The organism is Enterobacter sp. HSTU-ASh6, assembly GCF_026319105.1.
Classification (GTDB): domain Bacteria; phylum Pseudomonadota; class Gammaproteobacteria; order Enterobacterales; family Enterobacteriaceae; genus Enterobacter; species Enterobacter sichuanensis.
On sequence record NZ_WSPD01000008.1, the window covers coordinates 54,086 to 75,380 of the forward strand.

Annotated in this window: 22 protein-coding genes; 15 read left to right on the forward strand and 7 right to left on the reverse strand. The window is 58.6% G+C overall.

The window, feature by feature from the left end:
- Window positions 1–150: 150 nt before the first annotated feature.
- A complete protein-coding gene (locus GM298_RS11650) occupies window positions 151–1,812 on the forward strand; it encodes a putative transporter (RefSeq protein WP_045285332.1) in 1,662 nt (553 codons plus the stop codon).
- Here the strand turns inward: GM298_RS11650 and GM298_RS11655 are convergent.
- On the reverse strand, window positions 1,780–2,526 hold the full coding sequence (locus GM298_RS11655) for a GntR family transcriptional regulator (RefSeq protein WP_025756982.1): 747 nt from the start codon (window positions 2,524–2,526) through the stop codon (window positions 1,780–1,782). The two genes, GM298_RS11650 and GM298_RS11655, sit on opposite strands and share 33 nt — an antisense overlap.
- A 222-nt stretch (window positions 2,527–2,748) precedes the next feature.
- Here GM298_RS11655 and GM298_RS11660 point away from each other — a divergent pair, with 222 nt between their 5' ends.
- The 4 genes from GM298_RS11660 to GM298_RS11675 all read left to right on the forward strand — a co-directional run bounded on the left by GM298_RS11660 (window position 2,749) and on the right by GM298_RS11675 (window position 6,467).
- Window positions 2,749–4,371 carry an alpha-glucoside-specific PTS transporter subunit IIBC gene (locus tag GM298_RS11660; protein ID WP_266154138.1) on the forward strand — a complete coding sequence of 541 codons (1,623 nt, stop codon included), beginning with the start codon at window positions 2,749–2,751 and terminating at the stop codon, window positions 4,369–4,371.
- Entirely contained in the window at window positions 4,368–5,690 is a 1,323-nt protein-coding gene (locus tag GM298_RS11665) for a 6-phospho-alpha-glucosidase (protein ID WP_025756984.1), read from the forward strand. The genes GM298_RS11660 and GM298_RS11665 overlap by 4 nt, the downstream gene beginning before the upstream one ends.
- A gap of 92 nt (window positions 5,691–5,782) precedes the next feature.
- The gene (locus GM298_RS11670; protein ID WP_024907384.1) at window positions 5,783–6,130 is read left to right on the forward strand and encodes a YidH family protein; all 348 of its coding nucleotides are present in this window, start codon (window positions 5,783–5,785) and stop codon (window positions 6,128–6,130) included.
- The gene (locus tag GM298_RS11675; protein ID WP_025756986.1) at window positions 6,120–6,467 is read left to right on the forward strand and encodes a DUF202 domain-containing protein; all 348 of its coding nucleotides are present in this window, start codon (window positions 6,120–6,122) and stop codon (window positions 6,465–6,467) included. The genes GM298_RS11670 and GM298_RS11675 overlap by 11 nt, the downstream gene beginning before the upstream one ends.
- Before the next feature lie 29 nt (window positions 6,468–6,496).
- On the opposite strand, the gene dsdA is transcribed toward GM298_RS11675, so the two are convergent.
- Together dsdA and dsdX are read right to left on the reverse strand one after the other, a co-directional pair.
- On the reverse strand, window positions 6,497–7,786 hold the full coding sequence (dsdA, locus tag GM298_RS11680) for a D-serine ammonia-lyase (RefSeq protein ID WP_128338769.1): 1,290 nt from the start codon (window positions 7,784–7,786) through the stop codon (window positions 6,497–6,499).
- Between the two features lie 17 nt (window positions 7,787–7,803).
- On the reverse strand, window positions 7,804–9,141 hold the full coding sequence (dsdX, locus tag GM298_RS11685) for a D-serine transporter DsdX (protein WP_025756988.1): 1,338 nt from the start codon (window positions 9,139–9,141) through the stop codon (window positions 7,804–7,806).
- A 204-nt stretch (window positions 9,142–9,345) separates the two neighbouring features.
- Between dsdX and dsdC the strand changes: the two genes are divergently transcribed.
- A complete protein-coding gene (dsdC, locus tag GM298_RS11690; RefSeq protein WP_266154184.1) occupies window positions 9,346–10,272 on the forward strand; it encodes a DNA-binding transcriptional regulator DsdC in 927 nt (308 codons plus the stop codon).
- A gap of 84 nt (window positions 10,273–10,356) precedes the next feature.
- Window positions 10,357–11,445 carry a cellulase family glycosylhydrolase gene (locus GM298_RS11695; RefSeq protein WP_128338771.1) on the forward strand — a complete coding sequence of 363 codons (1,089 nt, stop codon included), beginning with the start codon at window positions 10,357–10,359 and terminating at the stop codon, window positions 11,443–11,445.
- On the opposite strand, the gene emrD is transcribed toward GM298_RS11695, so the two are convergent.
- The 4 genes from emrD to tisB form a co-directional block, all read right to left on the reverse strand.
- On the reverse strand, window positions 11,348–12,532 hold the full coding sequence (emrD, locus tag GM298_RS11700; protein ID WP_088244421.1) for a multidrug efflux MFS transporter EmrD: 1,185 nt from the start codon (window positions 12,530–12,532) through the stop codon (window positions 11,348–11,350). The genes GM298_RS11695 and emrD overlap by 98 nt on opposite strands.
- A 175-nt stretch (window positions 12,533–12,707) precedes the next feature.
- Complete coding sequence (locus GM298_RS11705; protein WP_266154139.1) at window positions 12,708–13,541, reverse strand: EamA family transporter; 834 nt, start codon at window positions 13,539–13,541, stop codon at window positions 12,708–12,710.
- A gap of 62 nt (window positions 13,542–13,603) precedes the next feature.
- Window positions 13,604–14,050, reverse strand: a complete 447-nt coding sequence (locus GM298_RS11710) for a GNAT family N-acetyltransferase (RefSeq protein ID WP_045285322.1) — start codon at window positions 14,048–14,050, stop codon at window positions 13,604–13,606.
- A gap of 64 nt (window positions 14,051–14,114) precedes the next feature.
- Window positions 14,115–14,204, reverse strand: a complete 90-nt coding sequence (tisB, locus tag GM298_RS11715; protein WP_020684667.1) for a type I toxin-antitoxin system toxin TisB — start codon at window positions 14,202–14,204, stop codon at window positions 14,115–14,117.
- A gap of 484 nt (window positions 14,205–14,688) precedes the next feature.
- On the opposite strand from tisB, the gene GM298_RS11720 reads away from it, so the two are divergent.
- The 8 genes from GM298_RS11720 (at window position 14,689) to GM298_RS11755 (ending at window position 21,204) form a co-directional block, all read left to right on the forward strand.
- A complete protein-coding gene (locus tag GM298_RS11720; RefSeq protein WP_266154140.1) occupies window positions 14,689–15,003 on the forward strand; it encodes a type II toxin-antitoxin system HigB family toxin in 315 nt (104 codons plus the stop codon).
- Complete coding sequence (locus GM298_RS11725; RefSeq protein ID WP_045285355.1) at window positions 15,003–15,419, forward strand: helix-turn-helix domain-containing protein; 417 nt, start codon at window positions 15,003–15,005, stop codon at window positions 15,417–15,419. The genes GM298_RS11720 and GM298_RS11725 overlap by 1 nt, the downstream gene beginning before the upstream one ends.
- Window positions 15,420–15,530: 111 nt before the next feature.
- Window positions 15,531–15,629 carry an ilvB operon leader peptide IvbL gene (gene ivbL, locus GM298_RS11730; protein WP_071830013.1) on the forward strand — a complete coding sequence of 33 codons (99 nt, stop codon included), beginning with the start codon at window positions 15,531–15,533 and terminating at the stop codon, window positions 15,627–15,629.
- 106 nt (window positions 15,630–15,735) lie between these two features.
- Window positions 15,736–17,424 (forward strand): acetolactate synthase large subunit, encoded by a 1,689-nt coding sequence (gene ilvB, locus GM298_RS11735; RefSeq protein WP_025756996.1) that lies wholly within the window; start codon window positions 15,736–15,738, stop codon window positions 17,422–17,424.
- A gap of 3 nt (window positions 17,425–17,427) precedes the next feature.
- A complete protein-coding gene (ilvN, locus tag GM298_RS11740; RefSeq protein WP_006808802.1) occupies window positions 17,428–17,715 on the forward strand; it encodes an acetolactate synthase small subunit in 288 nt (95 codons plus the stop codon).
- Window positions 17,716–17,796: 81 nt separating this feature from the next.
- Entirely contained in the window at window positions 17,797–18,390 is a 594-nt protein-coding gene (uhpA, locus tag GM298_RS11745; protein ID WP_045285319.1) for a transcriptional regulator UhpA, read from the forward strand.
- Window positions 18,387–19,892 carry a signal transduction histidine-protein kinase/phosphatase UhpB gene (gene uhpB, locus GM298_RS11750; protein ID WP_095449954.1) on the forward strand — a complete coding sequence of 502 codons (1,506 nt, stop codon included), beginning with the start codon at window positions 18,387–18,389 and terminating at the stop codon, window positions 19,890–19,892. The genes uhpA and uhpB overlap by 4 nt, the downstream gene beginning before the upstream one ends.
- On the forward strand, window positions 19,885–21,204 hold the full coding sequence (locus tag GM298_RS11755) for an MFS transporter (RefSeq protein ID WP_045285317.1): 1,320 nt from the start codon (window positions 19,885–19,887) through the stop codon (window positions 21,202–21,204). The genes uhpB and GM298_RS11755 overlap by 8 nt, the downstream gene beginning before the upstream one ends.
- Window positions 21,205–21,295: the final 91 nt, after the last annotated feature.

The following is a 21,295-nucleotide window of genomic DNA, read 5'->3' on the forward strand; positions in this document are numbered from 1 at the left end:
CAGGGAGAGGGTGCACACACTAAAAACGGTCACCCGAGGGTGACCGTTTTGCTTTTACCTTCGGCTTTTTTGTGCGCCATCGCCCATACAACCGCCCCCGGCTCTGAGAGAATCCTTAGCATAACTAAGGTTATGCTAAGGAAGGGGATCATGAGTGATATCGCGTTAACCGTCAGCGTATTGGCCCTGGTCGCCGTCGTTGGGCTATGGATTGGCAACGTCAAAATCCGCGGCGTTGGGTTTGGTATTGGCGGGGTGCTGTTTGGCGGTATTTTTGTCGGGCACTTCGCCGACAAGCTCGGGCTGGTCCTCAGCGCCGAAATGCTCCACTTTATTCAGGAATTTGGCCTGATCCTGTTCGTCTATACCATTGGCATTCAGGTGGGGCCGGGCTTCTTCGCTTCCCTTCGGGTCTCCGGGTTGCGTCTCAATCTCTTTGCCCTCGCTATTGTGGTGATGGGCGGGCTGGTGACCGCGCTTCTGCACAAACTTTTCGCAATCCCGCTTCCCGTGGTGCTGGGCATTTTCTCCGGGGCGGTGACCAACACGCCTGCGCTCGGTGCGGGGCAGCAAATCCTGCGTGATTTGGGTATCGAACCTGGCATTGTTGATCAGATGGGGATGAGCTATGCCATGGCCTATCCGTTTGGCATTTGCGGCATTCTGCTCTCCATGTGGCTGGTGCGCGTCCTGTTTCGCATTAACGTCGATAAAGAGGCGAAAGACCACGAAACCACGCTCACCAACGGCCATATGCCGATCAAAACCATCAATATTCGGGTCGATAACCCCAATCTGAACAATATGGCGATTCAGGACGTGCCGATCCTGAACAGCGCCAACATTATCTGCTCGCGCCTTAAGCGCGACGATATGCTGATGGTGCCCGCGCCGGGCACCGTTATTCAGCAGGGGGATCTGCTGCACCTGGTCGGCCAGCCCGGCGATCTCAACAACGCGCGGCTGGTGATCGGTCAGGAAGTAGACACCTCGCTCTCCACCCGCGGCACCGATATGCGCGTGGAGCGCGTGGTGGTAACAAACGAGCACGTTCTCGGCAAGAAAATCCGCGATCTGCAGGTGAAAGAGCGTTATGACGTCGTGATCTCCCGCCTTAACCGGGCGGGTGTGGAACTGGTCGCCAGCCCGGAGGCCAGCCTGCAGTTTGGGGATATCCTTAACCTGGTCGGGCGGCCGTCGTCCATTGACGCCGTCGCGGATATGGTCGGTAACGCCCAGCAAAAACTGCAGCAGGTGCAGATGCTGCCGGTGTTTATCGGTATCGGGTTGGGTGTACTGCTCGGCTCCATTCCGCTGTATGTGCCGGGCTTCCCGGTGGCGCTCAAGCTCGGCCTGGCGGGCGGACCGCTGATTATGGCGCTGATCCTCGGACGTATTGGCTGCATCGGTAAGCTCTACTGGTTTATGCCGCCGAGCGCCAACCTGGCGCTGCGCGAGCTGGGTATTGTGCTGTTTCTGGCGGTGGTCGGGCTGAAGTCCGGCGGGGATTTTGTCGATACCCTGGTCAGAGGGGAAGGGATGAGCTGGGTCGGCTACGGCATATTCATCACGGCAATCCCGCTGCTGACGGTAGGCATACTGGCGCGTATGTTCGCTAAAATGAACTACCTGACGCTCTGCGGCATGCTTGCGGGCTCGATGACGGACCCACCCGCACTGGCCTTTGCCAATAACCTGCACGCCACCAGCGGCGCGGCGGCGCTCTCCTACGCCACGGTTTATCCGCTGGTAATGTTCCTGCGCATTATCACCCCGCAGCTACTGGCGGTGCTGTTCTGGGGGATGAGCTAACAGGTCGTCCGGGTGGATGCGCCGCAGATGGTAGTCCACCTGGTAATCGCTGGTGTTTCGGAACATGACGGAATAGTTGAGAAACTCGCCGCTGTCGCTGTAGGAAAGGGACGTGATTCGCAGCAGCGGCGTCTGTTCCGGAAGATTCAGATAACCCGCCAGCTGTTTATCCGCCAGCACCGGCGTCAGGCTCTCGTAATTGCCGCTAATGGTGATCCCGCACTCCTTCTCGATGTAATCAAACTTTGACCCTTCAAGATGCGCCAGAGAGAGGTTACGGAACAACTTCACCGGCATAAAACTGTCCTCCAGCATGAGCGGTTTTCCGTCCACGTAGCGCACCCGCCGGGAAAAGTAGATCCGCTCATCCACCTGAATCCGCAACTGGCTGGCGATGGCGGGCGGCGCGGGCATTACTTCGAACTGCAACACCTTGCTCTGCACCTCTTTCCCCTGCTGGCGCAACACCTCCACCAGCCCGGTGAGGTTTGTGGTTTCATGGTGAACGTCTTTACGCGCGACAAACGTTCCGCTGCCGTGCCGCCGCTCAACCAGGCCCCAGCTCACCAGCAGATCCAGCGCTTTGCGGATGGTCATTCGCGCCACGCCGAACTCCTGCGCCAGCGCTTTTTCGCCCGGCAACGGGCTGCCGATGTTGTAGTCCGACGAATTCAGCCGCAGCCGCAACCTGTCGGCGATAGATTTGTAGATCACCAGTAGACCTCTCTGCCCTTATCAGGGCGTGGCTGGCGTCCTGATATGTCCATATTTACCGCAAAAAGTAGACCTGATTGGTCAAAATAAAACCATGAATGCGATCACGAATCGCAGCGGCACGCCATGTTCGCGCATCAGTAAGTTCTTATGCTCACCTCAGGCCAGCAAAAAACCATAAAGGCCTCTCTCCCCTACAGGTTGTTACGCGAGGATTTAAAAATGCTCAGTCAAATACAACGTTTTGGCGGTGCCATGTTTACCCCGGTGTTGCTGTTTCCGTTCGCCGGGATCGTGGTGGGAATCGCCATTATGCTTCGCAATCCGCTGTTTGTCGGCGAAGCCTTAACGGCCCCTGATAACCTTTTCGCGCAGATCGTTCACATCATTGAAGAGGGCGGCTGGGCGGTCTTTCGTAATATGCCGCTGATTTTTGCCGTTGGCCTGCCGATTGGCCTGGCGAAGCAGGCGCAGGGCCGTGCCTGTCTGGCGGTGCTGATTAGCTTCCTCACCTGGAACTACTTCATCAACGCAATGGGCATGACCTGGGGCCACTTTTTTGGCGTCGATTTCACCGCCGAACCGACGGCAGGCAGCGGGCTGGCGATGATTGCCGGGATTAAAACGCTCGATACCAGCATCATCGGTGCCATCGTCATTTCGGGCATCGTTACCGCCATCCACAACCGCTATTTTGACAAGCCGCTGCCGGTGTTTCTGGGAATTTTTCAGGGCAGCTCGTTTGTCGTTATCCTCGCGTTCTTCGTCATGATCCCCTGCGCCTGGCTGACGCTGCTGGGCTGGCCAAAAGTGCAGATGGGCATCGAGTCCCTGCAGGCGTTCCTGCGCTCTGCCGGTGCGCTGGGCGTCTGGGTCTATACCTTCCTGGAACGCATTCTGATCCCAACCGGGCTGCACCACTTCGTCTACGGTCCGTTTATCTTCGGCCCGGCGGCGGTAGAGGGTGGGATTCAGGTCTACTGGGCGCAGCACCTGCAGGCATTTAGTCAGAGCACGCTGCCGCTGAAAACCCTGTTCCCGGAAGGCGGATTCGCGCTGCACGGCAACTCGAAAGTGTTTGGCTCGGTCGGGATTGCGCTGGCCATCTGGTACACCGCCTCACCGGAAAACCGCGTCAAGGTCGCAGGGCTGCTGATCCCGGCCACGCTCACCGCCGTGCTGGTGGGCATTACTGAACCGCTGGAATTCACCTTCCTGTTTATCTCGCCGCTGCTGTTTGCTGTTCACGCCGTGCTGGCGGCCACCATGGCGACGGTGATGTACGTCTTCGGCGTCGTCGGCAACATGGGCGGCGGCCTGCTGGACCAGTTCCTGCCGCAAAACTGGATCCCGATGTTCCACAACCACGCGTCAACGGTGTTCACCCAGATTGGCATTGGCGTCTGCTTCACCGGGATCTACTTCGTGGTCTTCAAAACGCTGATTGCGCATCTGAACCTGAAAACGCCGGGCCGGGAAGCGAGCGAAATCAAACTCTACAGCAAGGCGGACTATAAGGCGGCGCGCGGGCACACCACCGCCCCGGCAGCGGCCAGCCAACAGGTTGGACAGGCAGCCGGGTTCCTGCAGGCGCTCGGCGGTGCGGCCAACATCGAAAGCATCAACAACTGTGCTACCCGCCTGCGTATCGCCCTGGTCGATATGGCGAAAACCCAAAGCGATGACGTCTTCAAAGCCCTCGGCGCCCACGGCGTGGTGCGACGCGGCAACGGCATTCAGGTGATTGTCGGTCTGCACGTTCCTCAGGTGCGCGACCAGCTGGAATCGCTGATGAAAACCCCTTTAACGAATGAACAAACCACCCTGACAGAGGCTATATCATGAAAAAATTCTCAGTTGTCATTGCAGGCGGCGGCAGCACCTTTACGCCTGGTATCGTCCTGATGCTGTTAGCCAACCGTGACCGTTTCCCGCTGCGCGCCCTGAAGTTCTATGACAACGACGGCGCACGCCAGGAGACCATCGCCGAAGCGTGCAAAATCATCCTTAAGGAACAGGCGCCGGAGATTGAATTCAGCTATACCACCGATCCGAAAGCGGCGTTTAGTGATGTGGATTTCGTGATGGCGCATATCCGCGTGGGCAAATACCCGATGCGTGAAAAAGATGAAAAAATCCCGCTGCGCCACGGTGTGCTGGGCCAGGAAACCTGCGGACCGGGTGGCATCGCCTACGGCATGCGCTCAATCGGCGGCGTGCTGGAGCTGGTGGATTATATGGAGCAGTACTCCCCGAACGCATGGATGCTGAACTACTCCAATCCGGCAGCGATTGTCGCGGAAGCGACCCGTCGCCTGCGTCCGAACGCCAAAATTCTCAATATCTGCGATATGCCGATCGGCATCGAAGGGCGCATGGCGCAGATTGTCGGCCTGAAAGACCGCAAAGAGATGCGCGTGCGTTACTACGGCCTGAACCACTTCGGCTGGTGGACGTCGATTGAAGATCTCAACGGCAACGATCTGATGCCAAAACTGCGCGAATACGTCGCTAAAAACGGCTATGTACCGCCGTCTGACGATGCCCATACCGAAGCGAGCTGGAACGATACCTTCGCCAAAGCCAAAGACGTGCAGGCGCTGGATCCGGACACCATGCCGAACACTTACCTGAAGTATTACCTGTTCCCGGACTACGTGGTGGCGCACTCCAGTCCCGAGCGTACCCGCGCCAATGAGGTGATGGATCACCGTGAGAAGCACGTGTTCAGTTCCTGCCGGGCGATTATCGCAGCCGGGAAATCCTCCGCCGGTGAGCTGGAGATTGACGAACATGCGTCCTATATCGTCGATCTGGCGACCGCGATTGCCTTCAATACCCAGGAGCGGATGCTGCTGATTGTGCCGAACAACGGGGCGATCCATAACTTTGATGCCGACGCGATGGTGGAGATACCGTGCCTGGTGGGCCATAACGGGCCGGAGCCGCTCACGGTGGGCGATATTCCGCACTTCCAGAAAGGGCTGATGAGCCAGCAGGTGGCGGTGGAAAAACTGGTGGTGGATGCCTGGGAGCAGCGCTCGTACCAGAAACTCTGGCAGGCGATCACTCTCTCCAAAACCGTACCGAGTGCCTCTGTGGCGAAAGCGATTCTTGATGACCTGATCGAGGCCAATAAGGGGTTCTGGCCGGAGCTGCACTAATCTTCCCGACCGGCATCGCCCGATGCCGGTCTCCTTGTCCTGGTCGATTTACGCTATGCTGAAACCTGCCCGTAGCACGACAAGGAACCTTCATGAAAATTTCCCGCCTCGGCGAAGCGCCGGACTACCGCTTCTCTCTGGCCAATGAACGCACGTTTTTAGCGTGGATCCGCACCGCACTGGGTTTTCTGGCGGCAGGTGTCGGCCTCGACCAGCTCGCGCCTGATTTCGCCACGCCGTTGATTCGTGAAGTGCTGGCTCTGCTGCTGTGTCTGTTCGCGGGCGTGCTGGCGATTTACGGCTACCTGCGCTGGCTGCGCAATGAGAAGGCGATGCGTCTGAAGCAGGATCTGCCCTATACGCGCGGGCTACTCATCATCAGCGCAATCCTGCTGGCGGTGGCGGGCGTGGTAATGGTGCTGGTGTTTTATGGCGGATAGCCGCAAAGCACGACGCGAAGCGGACCCCGGCCTGCAGCCGGAGCGGACGTCGCTGGCCTGGCTGCGTACGCTGCTGGGGTATGGCGCGCTGATTGCCCTGGCGATTAAGCACAACTGGCACCGCACCGGGGTGCCGTTCTGGATCTCCGTCGTCGTACTCGCGCTGGTGGCTGTCATTTTGTGGCGCTATACCCGCAGCCGTAACCTGATGGACGTGGCGCAGGACGATTTTGTGCAGCCGAAGGCGGTGCGGGATAAGTTCCTCATCGCCCTGGCCGTGCTGTCGCTGTCACTGCTGTTTGCGGTCACCCACATTCAACAAATTTTGCACCTGTAGGCCGGGTAAGGCGCAGCCGCCACCCGGCGTCATGGCTTCCCTTGAGCCAGATATTTCACCATCTCCTCTTCCGGCACCATGCCGCCGCCGGTCGCCCACACCAGGTGAGTGACGTTCGCATCGGAATGCACGCGCAGCGGCCCGGCCATGCCCGCCAGCGCGGACGGCTCCAGGCGAATCCCTTCCTCCTGCGCCAGCCAGCCGAGCATGTCGTACATGCTCTGATCGGAGAGCGTGTAGAACCCGTCGAGCAGGCGTTCCATCGCGCGGCCCACGAAGCCAGAGGCGCGCCCTACCGCCAGCCCGTCGGCGGCCGTCAGGTTATCAATGCCCAGGTCCTGCACGGCAATCTCATCGTGCAGGCCAGTGTAGACGCCCAGCAGCATGCACGGAGAGTGCGTAGGCTCAGCGAAGAAGCAGTGGACGTTGTCACCAAAGGCCAGCTTCAGGCCAAACGCCACGCCGCCAGGGCCGCCGCCGACGCCGCACGGCAGATAGACATACAGCGGGTGTTCGGCATCCACCACGCGGCCCTGTTCGGCAAACTGTGCTTTCAGACGCTCGCCTGCAACGGCGTAACCCAGAAACAGGGTGCGGGAGTTTTCATCATCGATAAAGAAGCAGTTCGGATCGCTTTCAGCCGCTTTGCGTCCTTGCTCCACCGCCACGCCGTAATCCTGCTCATATTCCACGACGATGACGCCGTGGCTGCGCAGTTTGGCTTTTTTCCACTCGCGGGCGTCGGCAGACATATGCACCGTCACCTTAAAGCCGATGCGTGCGCTCATGATGCCGATGGACATCCCCAGATTGCCGGTGGAGCCCACCGCGATGCTGTACTGGCTAAAGAAGTCCTTAAAGCGCGGCTCCAGCAGAACGCTGTAGTCGTCTTCAACGCTCAGCAACCCGGCTTCCAGCGCCAGTTTTTCCGCGTGGGTCAGCACCTCATAAATGCCGCCGCGCGCTTTAATCGAGCCGGAGATCGGCAGATGGCTGTCTTTTTTCAGCAGCAGCGTGCCGGGAATGGCTTTGCCAGATTCTTTCTCCAGACGTGCCTGCATTACCGGAATGGCGACCAGTTCGGATTCAATTATCCCCTTCGTGGCGGCTGTTTCCGGGAAGGCTTTCGCCAGATACGGTGCGAAGCGGTTGAGACGCGCATGCGCGTCGTCCACGTCGGCTTTGGTCAGCCCGACATAGGGCAGCCCCTCAGCCAGCGTGGTGGTACGCGGGTTAAGCCAGGTGGTTTCTTTCAGGGCAATCAGATCCTCAACCAGAGGAAACTGTGCGGTTAAAGTGGTGATAGTTGCGTTTTCCATAATACGTCTCTTCGCGCTCAGATAATGAAAGAAAGCAGGAATGTGCCGCCAAGTGCAAGCACCGAGGCGATAAACGTCGCCGTCGTATAGTATTTGAAGGTCTCATGCAGGGTCGCGCCGCAGTATTGCTTCACCAGCCAGAAGAGAGAATCGGTAACGATCGTGCAGCCAATGGCGCCAGAACCGATGGCTATGGTAATGATCTCCGGGCTGACGTTCGGGTAGAGCGGCAGCATCGGCGCGACGATAGCCGTCGCCCCCATCATCGCCACCGTGGCGGAGCCGACGGCGGCATGCAGCACCAGCGCCACCAGCCAGGCGAGCAGGATTGGGTGCATGTGCAGGTTCGAGAGAATATGCGCCAGCGAGTCCGCCAGCCCGCTGGTTTTCAGGATGGCGTTGAACGCACCGCCCGCACCGATAATCAGCAAAATATTGGCGATAGAGCCAAACCCATGCTCCGTATGGGTCAGCATGGCACCCATGCCCATATGCTGGCGGATCCCCAGCAGGTAGTAGGCAACAAACACGGCGATAAACATCGCGGTTATCGGGTTGCCGATAAATTCCAGCAGGGTATACAGCGTGCTTTCTTTCGCCATATTCAGCTCGGCGACGGTCTTCACCAGCATCAGGGCAATCGGCAGCAGCACGGTGAACAGCGTGGCGCCCAGCGACGGCAGGGTATGCTCTTCCCGCACCTTCAGGTCTGAAAATTCCGCCGGAACCGGTTTATATGGCAGACGGTTGCCGAGCAGCTTCAGGAACAGCGGGCCACCGACCAGAGACGCCATCAGGCCCACCAGCAAACCGTAGACAATCACCGTTCCGACGTCCGCACCTAGTTTGTTGGTGACGAACAGCGCAGCCGGATGCGGCGGCACCACGCAGTGCACCGCCATCAGCGCGGTACAGAGTGGAATGGCAAGCTTAAGCAGGGAGGTATTGGTCTTTTTGGCGATGGAAAATGCCAGCGGGATCAGCAGAACCACGCCCACTTCCACGAACAGCGTAATGCCGCAGATCAGGCCTACCAGCACCATAATCACGTCTGCTGACAGCCAGCGGCAGCGCTGTAAGGTCATCCCGATGCGTTCTGCCGCGCCGGAAACCTCCATCATCTTGCCCAGAATGGTACCAAGACCAATCACCGCCGCCAGGAAGCCCAGCGTACCGCCAATACCGCTCTCAATGGCGTTTACCATATCCAGCGGGCTCATCCCCATCATTGCGCCGACGAAAAAGCTCGCCAGCAGCAGCGCGAGGAACGGGTGAAACTTCAGTTTTACGATGGTTAAAACAATCAACACAATGCTGATAAGCAGCGTTGTCACAACCCAGACCGGCGATCCCATATCTCACCTCACCCCTATGTCATTTGCGGGTATTGGACGAAAAAACGGCGTGGGCTGACAAACGATATAAATTGGCGTTCAGGTGAGCCAGATTGAACCAACTGAGTGACTGAACTCTAAAAAGTGCAGAAATTTCGCCGTTGGTTCACATAAATTCACCCTCGCACGGTATGCTGAGGGCAGAAATAACGTGTGAGAATTGTGATGACCGATGCGAATGACGCCAGAAACCGGCTGTTAAACGGCTGGCAGCTGTCGAAAATGTACACCTTTGAAGTGGCCGCCCGGCATGAGTCCTTCGCCCTGGCGGCGGCGGAACTCTCGCTCAGTCCCAGCGCGGTGAGCCACCGCATCAACCTGCTGGAAGAGGAGCTGGGCATTCAGCTGTTTGTCCGCTCGCACCGTAAAGTGGAGCTGACGCAGGAGGGAAAACGGGTTTACTGGACCCTTAAATCGTCCCTCGACACCCTGAATCAGGAAATTCTGGACATCAAAAATCAGGCGCTATCCGGTACGCTGACGGTCTACTCCCGCCCGTCAATCGCCCAGTGCTGGCTGGTGCCCATGCTGGGGGATTTTACCCGCCGCTACCCGTCGATATCCCTCACCATCCTGACCGGCAATGATTACGTGAACATGCAGCGAACCGGTATTGATCTGGCGCTCTATTTCGACGATACGCCATCAAACCACCTGTCTCATCACTTTCTGATGGATGAAGCGATTTTGCCCGTCTGTTCGCCGGCGTATGCCCGCGAGCATGAGCTGCTGAAAAATCCCCATACTCTCAGCCATTGTACGTTACTGCACGACCGTCAGGCCTGGAGCAATGATTCCGGCACGGATGAGTGGCTGAGCTGGGCGCAGCATTTCGCGGTGACGATGCCGCCATCATCGGGTATTGGTTTCGATCGCTCGGACCTGGCCATTATCGCGGCCATGAATGACGTGGGGGTGGCGATGGGGAGAAAGCGGCTGGTGCAAAAGCGGCTTGAGCGGGGTGAGCTGATTGCACCGTTTGGCGAAAAGACCCTCAAATGCCATCAGCATTACTACGTCTCAACGCTACCTGGCCGTCAGTGGCCGAAAATTGATGCCTTTATCGGCTGGCTGAGAGTGCGGGTAAGCTGAAGAATTATTACGCTTTGACGCTACACCAAATGTGAAAAAGCGTGCTAAATACAGGTAATGCTTTCGATTTATCCAGGGTAAACCGTGTTAAAGCCTCTCATTGCTACCGCGTTAATGATCTCTTCCGGCTGGGCCATTGCCGCTGAGCCGCCGCTGACAGCTGCCCGTTATGCGCAACAGCTGGGCGTCGGGATGGATGTGGACTGGGCGCGCACCGAGCGCGGTATTCGCGAGTTTGACCCGCTGGTGGTCCGCGATTTTCGGGCTAAAGGCATTACCCACGTGCGCATCCGCGTCGCGGATGAACCGACAGAGGCACGGCTGATCCACCTGCGTAAGCTGGTAGAAGCCTGCGAACAGTATGGCGTGATCCCGATCATCGCCTATCAGGCTGATGAGTATAAAAACGACCCGAAAGCTGACAACGAGAAAGAGGCGATCAACTGGTGGATTGCTGTGGCGCACTATTTCGGTCAGAGCTTCCCGCTGCTGGGGTTTGACCTTATTTATGAGCCGGCTGACAAGCTTAATCACAATCTGGCGTCGTTAAACCACGTCTATGAAAAAAGCATCAAAGCGATCCACGACATCGACCCGCAGCGCATGATCTTCATCGCACCGCGCCTGCGCGCCGCGCCGGAGGATTTAACCAGCCTGAAGCTGCCTGCCCATAGCCAGAACTACCTGCTGGCAGAATGGCATATTTTCCCATGGGGACCGCTGAAAAATAACGGTAAATACCCGTGGACGTCCGGCACGGCGGCGGAGAAAGCGGCTATTCACAGTCGCATTACGACGGCGCTGCGCTGGCAGCAAAAAACCGGACACGTCAGCTGGGTGGGGGGCTGGGGCGTTGGGGAGTCAAACCGCTTTACACCGACCGCCTCGCAAATGGCCTTCGCTACCTTTATGGCCTGTGAGCTGCAAAAGGCGAAAATTCCGTACGCGATCAACGCGGATTTCCAGTTTTACGACGGGGAAGAGGGCGCCTGGCGGCCTGCGCCAGAGCCGTTGTTACAGGCCATGATCGCCCCTGTCTGTGAAAAGCCCGGCGAGAAGCCGGGCCATCATGCAGTTAAACCGGCTGCTCGTGATGCGGAACACGTGACGCCAGCGGCAGCCAGCACAGTAAAATCAGCAGCCCCATCAGCGTCATCAGCAGGCCCAAACTAGACTGCCCGGTCTGCGGCATCATCGCCGAGAGCCAGGCCAGCGCGCCGGAACCGATATTCTGCAAACCACCTACCAGCGCGCCCGCCGTACCTGCGAGGAACGGGAACGGCTCCATCGCGCCGCTGGTGGCAAGCGGGAACAGCATGCCCGCACCGAAGAAAAACAGTGCCGCCGGGATCAGCAGCGTCCAGACGGTCATCACACCGAACAGCCCCGGGATCCACATCATCAGGCCTGCCAGCAGGCAGCTGATCACCGACTGCCACATCAGCGTTGAGAAACGCTTGTTCTGACGTCCGGCGAACCATGCCCCGAAGAATGCCGCCGGTATCGGCAGAATAAACAGAATACTGACCACCATACTGCTCAGGCCAAGACCTGCGCCCAGCAGCACGCCGGAGCAGGCTTCAAACACCGCAATGCCCGCCAGACCGCCGATCAGCATCAGCAGGTAACAGGTAAACGACCCGTTGCCGAACAGCGTTTTATAGCTGGCGATGAGCTTGGTGCGCGGTGCGTCCTGAGGGCGGGTTTCCGGCATCCAGCGCGCCATGCTGAAGGTGACAATCACACAGAGCACCAGCAGGAAGGCGTAGCAGGCGCGCCAGGACCACATGGTGTCCAGCAGGCCGCCGATCAGCGGCGCCAGCAGCGGGCTGACCAGAATACCCATATTTAACAGGCTGTTGGCATGGCGGAGCTGGGTGCCCTGATACATGTCACGCGGTAAGGTTCGCGCCATCACCCCACCGACGCCGGTACCAACACCCTGCAGGGCGCTAGCGGCAATCAATACGGTCAGGCTGTGGGTGGTGATGGCAATCACCGTCGCGACCATGAAGATGCACATGCCTGTCAGAATGACCGGGCGGCGGCCGATACGGTCTGAGAGCGGCCCGTAGAATAACTGCGACACGCCATAGGTCAGCAGGTAGGCCGCCATCACGCTTTGTACTGCGCCCTCGCGGACGTTGAGTTCCTTTGCCATGTCGGCAATCGCCGGAATGTAGATGGTTTGCGCCATCTGACCGACGGCCACCAGTAACACCAGCATCAACAATAAGTTAACGTTCCTTTGTTTTTTCATGTCGCTGAATACTTTTGCCAAAAGAGAAAAATGAAGAATAAGTGACTATGCATTCCCATAAATGCGCGAGGAATCTACCACAGTGAGATGACAAATTGAGCATTACTGTGATGAATGGAGAAACAGAAAAAGGCAGGATTTGTAAACAAGATCGGCAACTAATGTTGCCAGTGATTTACGCGAGGCGCAGCAGGATCGCGCCACCCGCAATACCCAGCGCCGCGGCAATGCGCAGACCCGCAACCTTCTCTTTTAACAGCACAAACGCGATCAACGCCCCAAAGAGAATGGAGGTTTCACGCAGCGCGGCGACCACTGCCAGCGGGGCCTGCGTCATTGCCCATAGCGCCAGGCCATATGAGCCCATGGTCCCCACGCCGCCGAGCAGCCCCTTTTTCCAGTGCAGACGGAGATAGCTGGACGCTTCACGCCGACGCGCCACCATCGCCCAGCACAGCAGACAGAAGCCGTTCATAAAGAAGGTCCACAGCGTGTAGCCCAGCGCGGTGTCGGATAAACGCACACCGGTGCCATCTGCCAGAGTATACCCGGCGATAAAACAGGCGTTCAGCAGCGCCAGCCAAATCCCTTTTCGGGACTGCATGCGTCCGTTCATCGCCATGGCCAGGATCGACAGACAGATCACCCCGATGCCGGACCAGGCAAGCCACGAGAGACTATCGCCGAGCACCAGTACGCTTACCAGCGCCACCAGCAGCGGTGCGGTACCGCGCATCAGCGGATAGGTCTGGCTCATATCCGAGACCTGATAGGTCTTCGCGACCAGAACCGTATACACCACCTGTAAGGCGCAGGAAACGATCAGGAACGGCCAGCTGGCGGCGGAGGGCTGAGGAGAGAAAGGCAGTAATACCAGAGCGATTAGCGTGGCGGAGCCGCTGACGCTGATCGCAGAATAGAGCTTGTCCGTTCCGGCTTTAACGATGGCGTTCCAGCTGGCATGCAGCAGTGCGGCGAAGAGTAAAATGCAGAAAACGGTGATGGTCATGGCGTATCGGATGGTGAATTGTCACTCAACTGTAACATTCACAACCCGATGCTGCCAGCCGCTCAGACCGCGCAGAAAAGACGGTGCGTCACCCGCGGTTCGTCAGACACCAGCCTGAAGCCCGCCTGGTGATAGAAGCCATACGCGCTGTCCGGCGCATGGGTATTGAGAAAATCAAACCAGATGCTGGCATCGGCCATCACCACGCTTAAAAGCTGTTTGCCAATGCCCATCCCGCGGCACTTCTCACTGACGTAGAGATGGCGAATACGCCCGGCGCGTGGCTGCTGGCTGAACGGATCGCGGTTAAGCCCGCATACGCCCACCAGCCTGCCGTTAAGAAACGCCCCCAGCAGCTTTTCACCCGGCGCGTTAAAGCGGTTTTCGCCGCGTTGCCAGTTCTCTTCCAGCCTGCGCAGCATGTTGAAATTCAGTGCGATACTCTCCGCCTTCAGGGCGATGTACCCCGGCTCTTCTGGGGTAACAGGCTCAATTAACAGACGCGACATAGCATTCCCTCGTTATTAAAGAGGGGCGGTTGCCCGCCCCTCTCAGGTGCGACTTGAACCTGAATCACCGAAGGTATTTCAGGACAGCATCAAGCAGTTGCAGTACTGCAACAATGAGTTTGAGGATAAGTATCACCATATCCACTACGCTCATACGCGTCTCCTTTTGGTTAAAAGGAGCACGATGCTGGCGTACCTTTCCGCCGCCTGTTGCCAGCACCTGGATTGACGTAACACAGTGTGCTCACTTCAGGGGTTAAGGCACTGACGGCACCACCCGTTTCAGCCAGGACTTCGTTGCGCCGGTAGAACTGCGGCCCCCTCGCTCACTGCGAACACCTTCAGTATAGATAAATACTGTATGCATGAACAGTATTTTGTGGACAAAATCTGGAAGGCGATCCATACTCAAAAACGTCAAAATCCGTGCCTCAATTGCGCGTTCGTCTTCGATCGCGTATACTTTTTGCGTTGACGTAACACAGTGTGTTCTGCGGCGACCAACCGCAAAACCCTGATAAAAACCTCGCTCCGGCGGGGTTTTTTGTTTTCTGGGCAACCTGGATAAATGCCTGTTGACTTATTGGCAATGAATGTCATCATTGCCATAATGGCAACGGACGCGGCAGGCATGCAGTATGCATTTAATCTCGATGAAAGCTATTTTGGATGCGGTAACCCACTTTCCGCAGCATAAGGAAGAACTCCTCTTTCTGAGTCGCACCATAGAAAAGAGTCATTGCGCAACGCCTGCTGCGCTGAAGAAACTTTTTCCGACGCTGGATAATTTTAAGTATCTGGATAAGCATTATGTTATTGATATTGCAAACAACAATCTCAGAGTAGTGGCTCTCATCTTCTTTGAAAGCCAAAAGTTTTATGTGCGCCATGTTTTTACTCATAAGGAATATGACCGTTTTACGGAGAAACATCGCACTAAGGGGAAGAAATGATGATCGTCGCTGATGCAATGAAAGCTACGCATGCCCTTGTTGCGGCCGTTCCTTTACTGGGTGAACAGCCGAGCGAGAAAGATTATAAGGATGCGCTTGAACTGGTTGAGTATCTGCTCATGAACGAGCCCAATAGCCCCTTGCTGGATATTGTGTGCTCCAGAATCAGCCGTTTCGAAGCCAACCGGCCAGAGATCGTCGCATTACGCAAGGAGATGGAGTCCGTTCCTGTCGGCATCGCGGTTTTAAGAACCTTGATGGATCAATATAAACTGACAATATCAGATTTTCAGGACGAAATTGGCAGTAAATCAATGGTTTCACGGGTTTTGAATGGCCAGAGACAACTTACTCTGAACCATATTAAAAAGCTGTCGGCCAGATTTGGGGTATCACCTGCGCTGTTTATTGAGTAAACGAAACGTGATCCCTGACGCATTTTTGCGCAGATGAAAATATTTCCATTGTCACGCTGAAAAACCTGTGTTTGTATAAATCCACTCAATGATTCCAAACACAGGTCCCCAATGACTGCATCCATGAACACCGCGACCCTACTAAAAACTGCGCAACCAGCCGCAGTGGTCGTCGTGCGTGTGGTGGTGGTCGTCGGCAATGCGCCGTAGGGACTGGATCAACACACGAATCCAAAACCCCGCCGGCGCAAACCGGGCGGGGTTTTTCGTTTAGGACCCTCCCCGGAACGTCGGCCCAGAAGAAAAGGACTGGAGCATGGCAAGTTCGGGCACAACATCCACCAGGACGCGTTTTACTGGCGCGCAGTTAATCGTTCACTTACTGGAACGGCAGGGCATTACCACGGTTGCGGGCATCCCGGGCGGCACGGTGCTGCCGCTGTATGACGCGTTAAGCCAAAGCACGCAGATCCGCCACGTGCTGGCGCGCCACGAGCAGGGCGCAGGCTTTATCGCTCAGGGGATGGCGCGGACCCAGGGCAAACCGGCAGTCTGTATGGCCTGCAGCGGCCCGGGGGCGACTAACCTGGTGACCGCCATCGCCGACGCACGTCTCGACTCCATTCCGCTGATCTGCATCACCGGCCAGGTGCCGTCTTCGATGATCGGTACCGATGCGTTCCAGGAAGTGGACACCTACGGCATCTCTATCCCCATCACCAAACATAACTATTTAGTTCGCGACATCACCGAGCTTCCTCAGGTTATCAGCGATGCGTTCCGCATTGCGCAGTCCGGCCGCCCGGGCCCGGTGTGGATAGACATTCCTAAGGATGTCCAGACCGCAGAGATTGAGATCGACGTTCTGCCGGAACCGGGCGAGCGTGCCCCCGCGCCGGAATTTAGCGCTGAGAGCGTGCGCGACGCCGCCGCCATGATCAATGCCGCCAAACGTCCGGTGCTGTATCTGGGTGGCGGGGCAATCAACGCCGCGGATGAAATCCGTCAGTTCGCTGAAAAAGCCAACCTGCCCACCACCATGACCCTGATGGCGCTCGGCATGCTGCCAAAAGCGCACCCGCTGTCCCTGGGCATGCTGGGGATGCACGGCGCACGCAGCACCAACTACATCCTGCAGGAGGCGGATTTACTGATTGTTATGGGCGCGCGTTTTGATGACCGGGCGATTGGCAAAACCGAGGAGTTCTGTCCGAATGCCAAAATTATCCACGTGGATATCGACCGCGCTGAGCTGGGCAAAATCAAACAGCCGCACGTGGCGATTCAGGGGGATGTGGCGGAAGTACTGACGCAGCTGATCCCGCAGACGGACGCAACCGACCGCGCCGACTGGCGTCAGCTGGTGGCCGATTTGCAGCGCGAGTTCCCGGGTGCCATCCCAACCGAAGGCGACCCGCTGAGCCACTACGGGCTGATTAACGCCGTGGCCGCCTGCGTGGACGACAGCGCAATTATTACCACCGACGTTGGCCAGCATCAGATGTGGACCGCGCAGGCTTACCCGCTGAACCGTCCGCGCCAGTGGCTGACCTCCGGCGGCCTGGGGACCATGGGCTTCGGCCTGCCGGCGGCAGTCGGGGCGGCGCTGGCAAATCCGGACCGCAAAGTCATCTGCTTCTCCGGTGACGGCAGCCTGATGATGAACATTCAGGAGATGGCCACCGCCGCCGAAAACCAGTTAGACGTGAAAATTATCCTGATGAACAACGAGGCGCTGGGGCTGGTACACCAGCAGCAGAGTCTGTTCTACAAGCAGGGCGTGTTTGCCGCGACCTATCCGGGGATGATTAACTTTATGCAGATTGCCGCCGGTTTTGGCCTGCACACCTGCGATCTGAACGCCGAAGAAGATGCCCACGCAGCGCTGCAGGAGGCGATTTCGCGTCCGGGCCCGGCGCTGATCCACGTGCGTATCGACCCTGAACAAAAAGTGTATCCGATGGTGCCGCCAGGGGCGGCAAATACTGAGATGGTGGGGGAATAAGCCATGCAGAAACAACATGAAAACGTCATTCTGGAACTCACCGTCCGCAACCACCCTGGCGTCATGACCCACGTCTGCGGGCTGTTTGCCCGCCGGGCGTTTAACGTGGAAGGCATTCTTTGTCTGCCCATTCAGGGCAGCGAGCACAGCCGCATCTGGCTACTGGTTAATGACGACCAGCGTCTGGAGCAGATGATGGCGCAGATCGACAAGCTGGAAGACGTCACCAAAGTGGCGCGCAACCAGTCCGATCCCACCATGTTTAACAAAATTGCGGTGTTTTTCGAATAGATCGCTTAAGGTAAGCGTCTTTCGCTCTTGTAGGCCGGATAAGCGCAGCGCCATCCGGCTTTTCAGACCGCAGGAATAGACATGACCACCATCGCTCTCATCGACGACCACCTTATCGTCCGCTCCGGATTTGCCCAGCTTTTAAACCTCGAACCGGATTTTCAGGTCGTGGCCGAGTTTGGCTCCGGTCGTGAAGCGCTGGCGGGCCTGCCGGGGCGCGGGGTGCAGGTGTGTATCTGCGATATCTCGATGCCGGATCTCTCGGGTCTTGAGCTGTTAAGCCAGCTGCCGAAAGGGATGGCGACGATCATGCTTTCGGTCCACGACAGCCCGGCGCTGGTGGAGCAGGCCCTTAACGCGGGGGCGCGCGGATTCCTCTCTAAACGCTGCAGCCCGGACGAGCTGATTGCCGCCGTGCGCACCGTCTCCACAGGCGGCTGCTATCTGACGCCGGATATCGCCATCAAGCTGGCGGCCGGGCGTCAGGATCCGCTTACCCGGCGCGAACGTCAGGTGGCTGAGAAGCTTGCCCAGGGCATGTCGGTGAAAGCGATTGCCGCCGAGCTGGATCTGTCGCCGAAAACCGTTCACGTTCATCGCGCCAACCTGATGGAAAAACTCAACGTCAGCAACGACGTTGAGCTGGCCCGCCGCATGTTCGACAGCTGGCAATGAGTCCCGTCTTTTCGCGGCTGATCGCCGTCGTTGCCAGCTTCTTTATCTTCTCCGCCGCCTGGTTCTGCCTGTGGAGCATCAGCCTGCATCTGGTGGAACGCCCGGAGCTGGCGGTACTGCTCTTTCCCTTTGGCCTGCGTCTGGGGCTGATGCTGCAATGCCCGCGCGGCTACTGGCCTGTTCTGCTGGGCGCAGAGTGGCTGATGCTGGTCTGGCTGGCGCAGGAAGTCTCCCTCGCGCATCTGCCCTTATTGATGACCGGAAGCCTGCTCACGCTCCTCCCGGTTGCGCTTATCTCCCGCTATCGCCACCAGCGCGACTGGCGCACCCTGCTGCGCCAGGGGGCGGCGCTGATTGCCGCCGCGCTGCTGCAGTCCCTGCCGTGGGCGGGTGATAAGGAGATGCTTAACGCGCTGCTGCTGACCCTGACCGGTGGCCTGACCCTTGCTCCGACCTGCCTCGTCATCTGGCACTACCTCACCAGCACCGTCTGGCAACCGCTTGGCCCGGCGCTGGTTTCGCAACCGGTGAACTGGCGCGCCCGGCATCTCATCTGGTATCTGCTGCTGTTTGTGGTGAGCCTGTGGCTGCAGCTTGGCCTGCCCGCCGAACTTTCACGCTTTACGCCTTTTTGCCTGGCGCTGCCGATCATCGCCCTGGCCTGGCACTACGGCTGGCAGGGGGCATTGATCGCGACCCTGATGAACGCCATCGCCCTGATTGCCAGCCAGACCTGGCACGATCATCCCGTGGATCTGCTGCTTTCCCTGCTGGCCCAGAGCCTGACCGGATTGCTGCTGGGGGCGGGCATTCAGCGTCTGCGCGAGCTGAACCAGTCCCTGCAGACCGAGCTGGCGCGCAACCGGCGTCTGGCGGAGCGCCTGCTGGAGACGGAAGAGAGCGTGCGGCAGGAGGTTGCCCGCGAGCTGCACGATGATATCGGCCAGACCATCACCGCCATCCGCACCCAGGCGGGCATTGTCCAGCGTCTGGCGGCGGAAAACGCAGGCGTGAAGCAGGGCGGGGCGCATATCGAACAGCTCTCTCTTGGCGTGTACGACTCGGTGCGACGTCTGCTGGGCAGGCTGCGTCCGCGCCAGCTCGACGATCTCTCGCTGGAGCAGGCGGTACGTTCTCTGATGCGTGAGATGGAGCTGGAAAGCCGCGGCATTGTTAGCCATCTCGACTGGCGCATCAATGAAGCCACCCTGAGCGAAGGCCAGCGCGTGACGCTGTTCCGCGTCTGTCAGGAAGGGCTGAACAATATTGTCAAACACGCCAACGCCAGCGCGGTGACGCTGCAGGGCTGGCAGCAGGATGAGAACATCAGGCTGGTGATTGAAGACGACGGCTGCGGCCTGCCACCGGGCTCCGGGCAGCAGGGCTTTGGCCTGGCGGGCATGCGGGAGCGCGTGAAGGCGCTGGGCGGCACGCTGAACATCTCCTGTACCCACGGGACGCGCGTCAGCGTCAGCCTGCCGCTAAGGAGCCACCATGTTTAAAACCCCGGCTAACGCCGCGCCGATAGGTAACAAAGCGGAAATCGACGCCCGCTACCGCTACTGGCGTCGCCATATCCTGATCACCATCTGGCTCGGCTACGCGCTGTTCTACTTCACCCGCAAAAGCTTCAACGCCGCCGCGCCGGAGATCCTCGCCAGCGGCGTAATGACCCGCACCGATATCGGCCTGCTGGCGACGCTGTTTTACATCACCTACGGCCTGTCGAAGTTCTTCTCCGGCATCGTCAGCGACCGCTCCAACGCCCGCTACTTTATGGGCGTTGGGCTGATTGCCACCGGCGTAGTGAATATCCTGTTTGGCTTCTCCACCTCGCTGTGGGCCTTTGCCCTGCTGTGGGCGCTGAACGCCTTTTTCCAGGGCTGGGGCGCGCCGGTCTGCGCCCGTCTGCTCACCGCCTGGTACTCGCGAAACGAGCGCGGCGGCTGGTGGGCCGTCTGGAACACCGCGCATAACGTCGGCGGGGCGCTGATCCCGATAGTGGTCGGTGCGGCGGCGCTACACTACGGCTGGCGCGCGGGGATGATGATTGCCGGCGGTCTGGCGATTGTCGCCGGGCTGTTCCTCTGCTGGCGGCTGCGTGACAGGCCGCAAACCGTCGGCCTGCCCGCGGTGGGCGACTGGCGGCACGACGAGATGGAAATGGCGCAACAGCAGGAGGGGGCGGGGCTGACGCGCAAAGAGATCCTCACCAAATACGTCTTGTTAAACCCCTATATCTGGCTGCTCTCGCTCTGCTACGTGCTGGTATACGTGGTGCGTGCAGCCATCAACGACTGGGGCAATCTGTACATGTCCGAGACGCTCGGCGTGGACCTGGTCACTGCCAACTCCGCGGTGACGATGTTCGAACTGGGCGGGTTTATCGGCGCGCTGGTGGCGGGCTGGGGCTCGGATAAGCTCTTCAACGGCAACCGCGGCCCGATGAACCTGATTTTCGCGGCCGGGATATTACTCTCCGTCGGCTCGCTGTGGCTGATGCCGTTCGCCAGCTACGTGATGCAGGCGGCGTGCTTCTTCACCACCGGTTTCTTCGTCTTCGGCCCGCAGATGCTGATCGGCATGGCGGCGGCTGAGTGTTCGCACAAAGAGGCGGCGGGTGCGGCGACGGGCTTTGTCGGGCTGTTTGCCTACCTCGGCGCGTCGCTCTCCGGCTGGCCGCTGGCGCGGGTGATCGACGTCTGGCACTGGAGCGGTTTCTTCGCGGTGATCGCTATCGCGGCAGGGATCTCTGCGCTGCTGCTACTGCCGTTTTTGCACGCGCAGGCTCCGCGTGAGGCGAGCGAAGCGTGATGCGCCTCACTTTTTCGCCCCGAGTGGCGAAAAACTAAGAAATTTTCCCGGTTTTACCTGGACGCTGTCTCAGGCGTCTCTCCGGGCTGAT

Coding starts and splice junctions, on each gene's coding strand:
- GM298_RS11650 (WP_045285332.1), top strand. CDS start 151: ATGAGTGATATCGCGTTAACCGTCAGCGTATTGGCCCTGGTCGCCGTC.
- GM298_RS11660 (WP_266154138.1), top strand. CDS start 2,749: ATGCTCAGTCAAATACAACGTTTTGGCGGTGCCATGTTTACCCCGGTG.
- GM298_RS11665 (WP_025756984.1), top strand. CDS start 4,368: ATGAAAAAATTCTCAGTTGTCATTGCAGGCGGCGGCAGCACCTTTACG.
- GM298_RS11670 (WP_024907384.1), top strand. CDS start 5,783: ATGAAAATTTCCCGCCTCGGCGAAGCGCCGGACTACCGCTTCTCTCTG.
- GM298_RS11675 (WP_025756986.1), top strand. CDS start 6,120: ATGGCGGATAGCCGCAAAGCACGACGCGAAGCGGACCCCGGCCTGCAG.
- dsdA (WP_128338769.1), bottom strand. CDS start 7,786: ATGGAAAACGCAACTATCACCACTTTAACCGCACAGTTTCCTCTGGTT.
- dsdX (WP_025756988.1), bottom strand. CDS start 9,141: ATGGGATCGCCGGTCTGGGTTGTGACAACGCTGCTTATCAGCATTGTG.
- dsdC (WP_266154184.1), top strand. CDS start 9,346: ATGACCGATGCGAATGACGCCAGAAACCGGCTGTTAAACGGCTGGCAG.
- emrD (WP_088244421.1), bottom strand. CDS start 12,532: ATGAAAAAACAAAGGAACGTTAACTTATTGTTGATGCTGGTGTTACTG.
- GM298_RS11705 (WP_266154139.1), bottom strand. CDS start 13,541: ATGACCATCACCGTTTTCTGCATTTTACTCTTCGCCGCACTGCTGCAT.
- GM298_RS11710 (WP_045285322.1), bottom strand. CDS start 14,050: ATGTCGCGTCTGTTAATTGAGCCTGTTACCCCAGAAGAGCCGGGGTAC.
- tisB (WP_020684667.1), bottom strand. CDS start 14,204: ATGAGCGTAGTGGATATGGTGATACTTATCCTCAAACTCATTGTTGCA.
- GM298_RS11720 (WP_266154140.1), top strand. CDS start 14,689: ATGCATTTAATCTCGATGAAAGCTATTTTGGATGCGGTAACCCACTTT.
- GM298_RS11725 (WP_045285355.1), top strand. CDS start 15,003: ATGATCGTCGCTGATGCAATGAAAGCTACGCATGCCCTTGTTGCGGCC.
- ivbL (WP_071830013.1), top strand. CDS start 15,531: ATGACTGCATCCATGAACACCGCGACCCTACTAAAAACTGCGCAACCA.
- ilvB (WP_025756996.1), top strand. CDS start 15,736: ATGGCAAGTTCGGGCACAACATCCACCAGGACGCGTTTTACTGGCGCG.
- ilvN (WP_006808802.1), top strand. CDS start 17,428: ATGCAGAAACAACATGAAAACGTCATTCTGGAACTCACCGTCCGCAAC.
- uhpA (WP_045285319.1), top strand. CDS start 17,797: ATGACCACCATCGCTCTCATCGACGACCACCTTATCGTCCGCTCCGGA.
- uhpB (WP_095449954.1), top strand. CDS start 18,387: ATGAGTCCCGTCTTTTCGCGGCTGATCGCCGTCGTTGCCAGCTTCTTT.
- GM298_RS11755 (WP_045285317.1), top strand. CDS start 19,885: ATGTTTAAAACCCCGGCTAACGCCGCGCCGATAGGTAACAAAGCGGAA.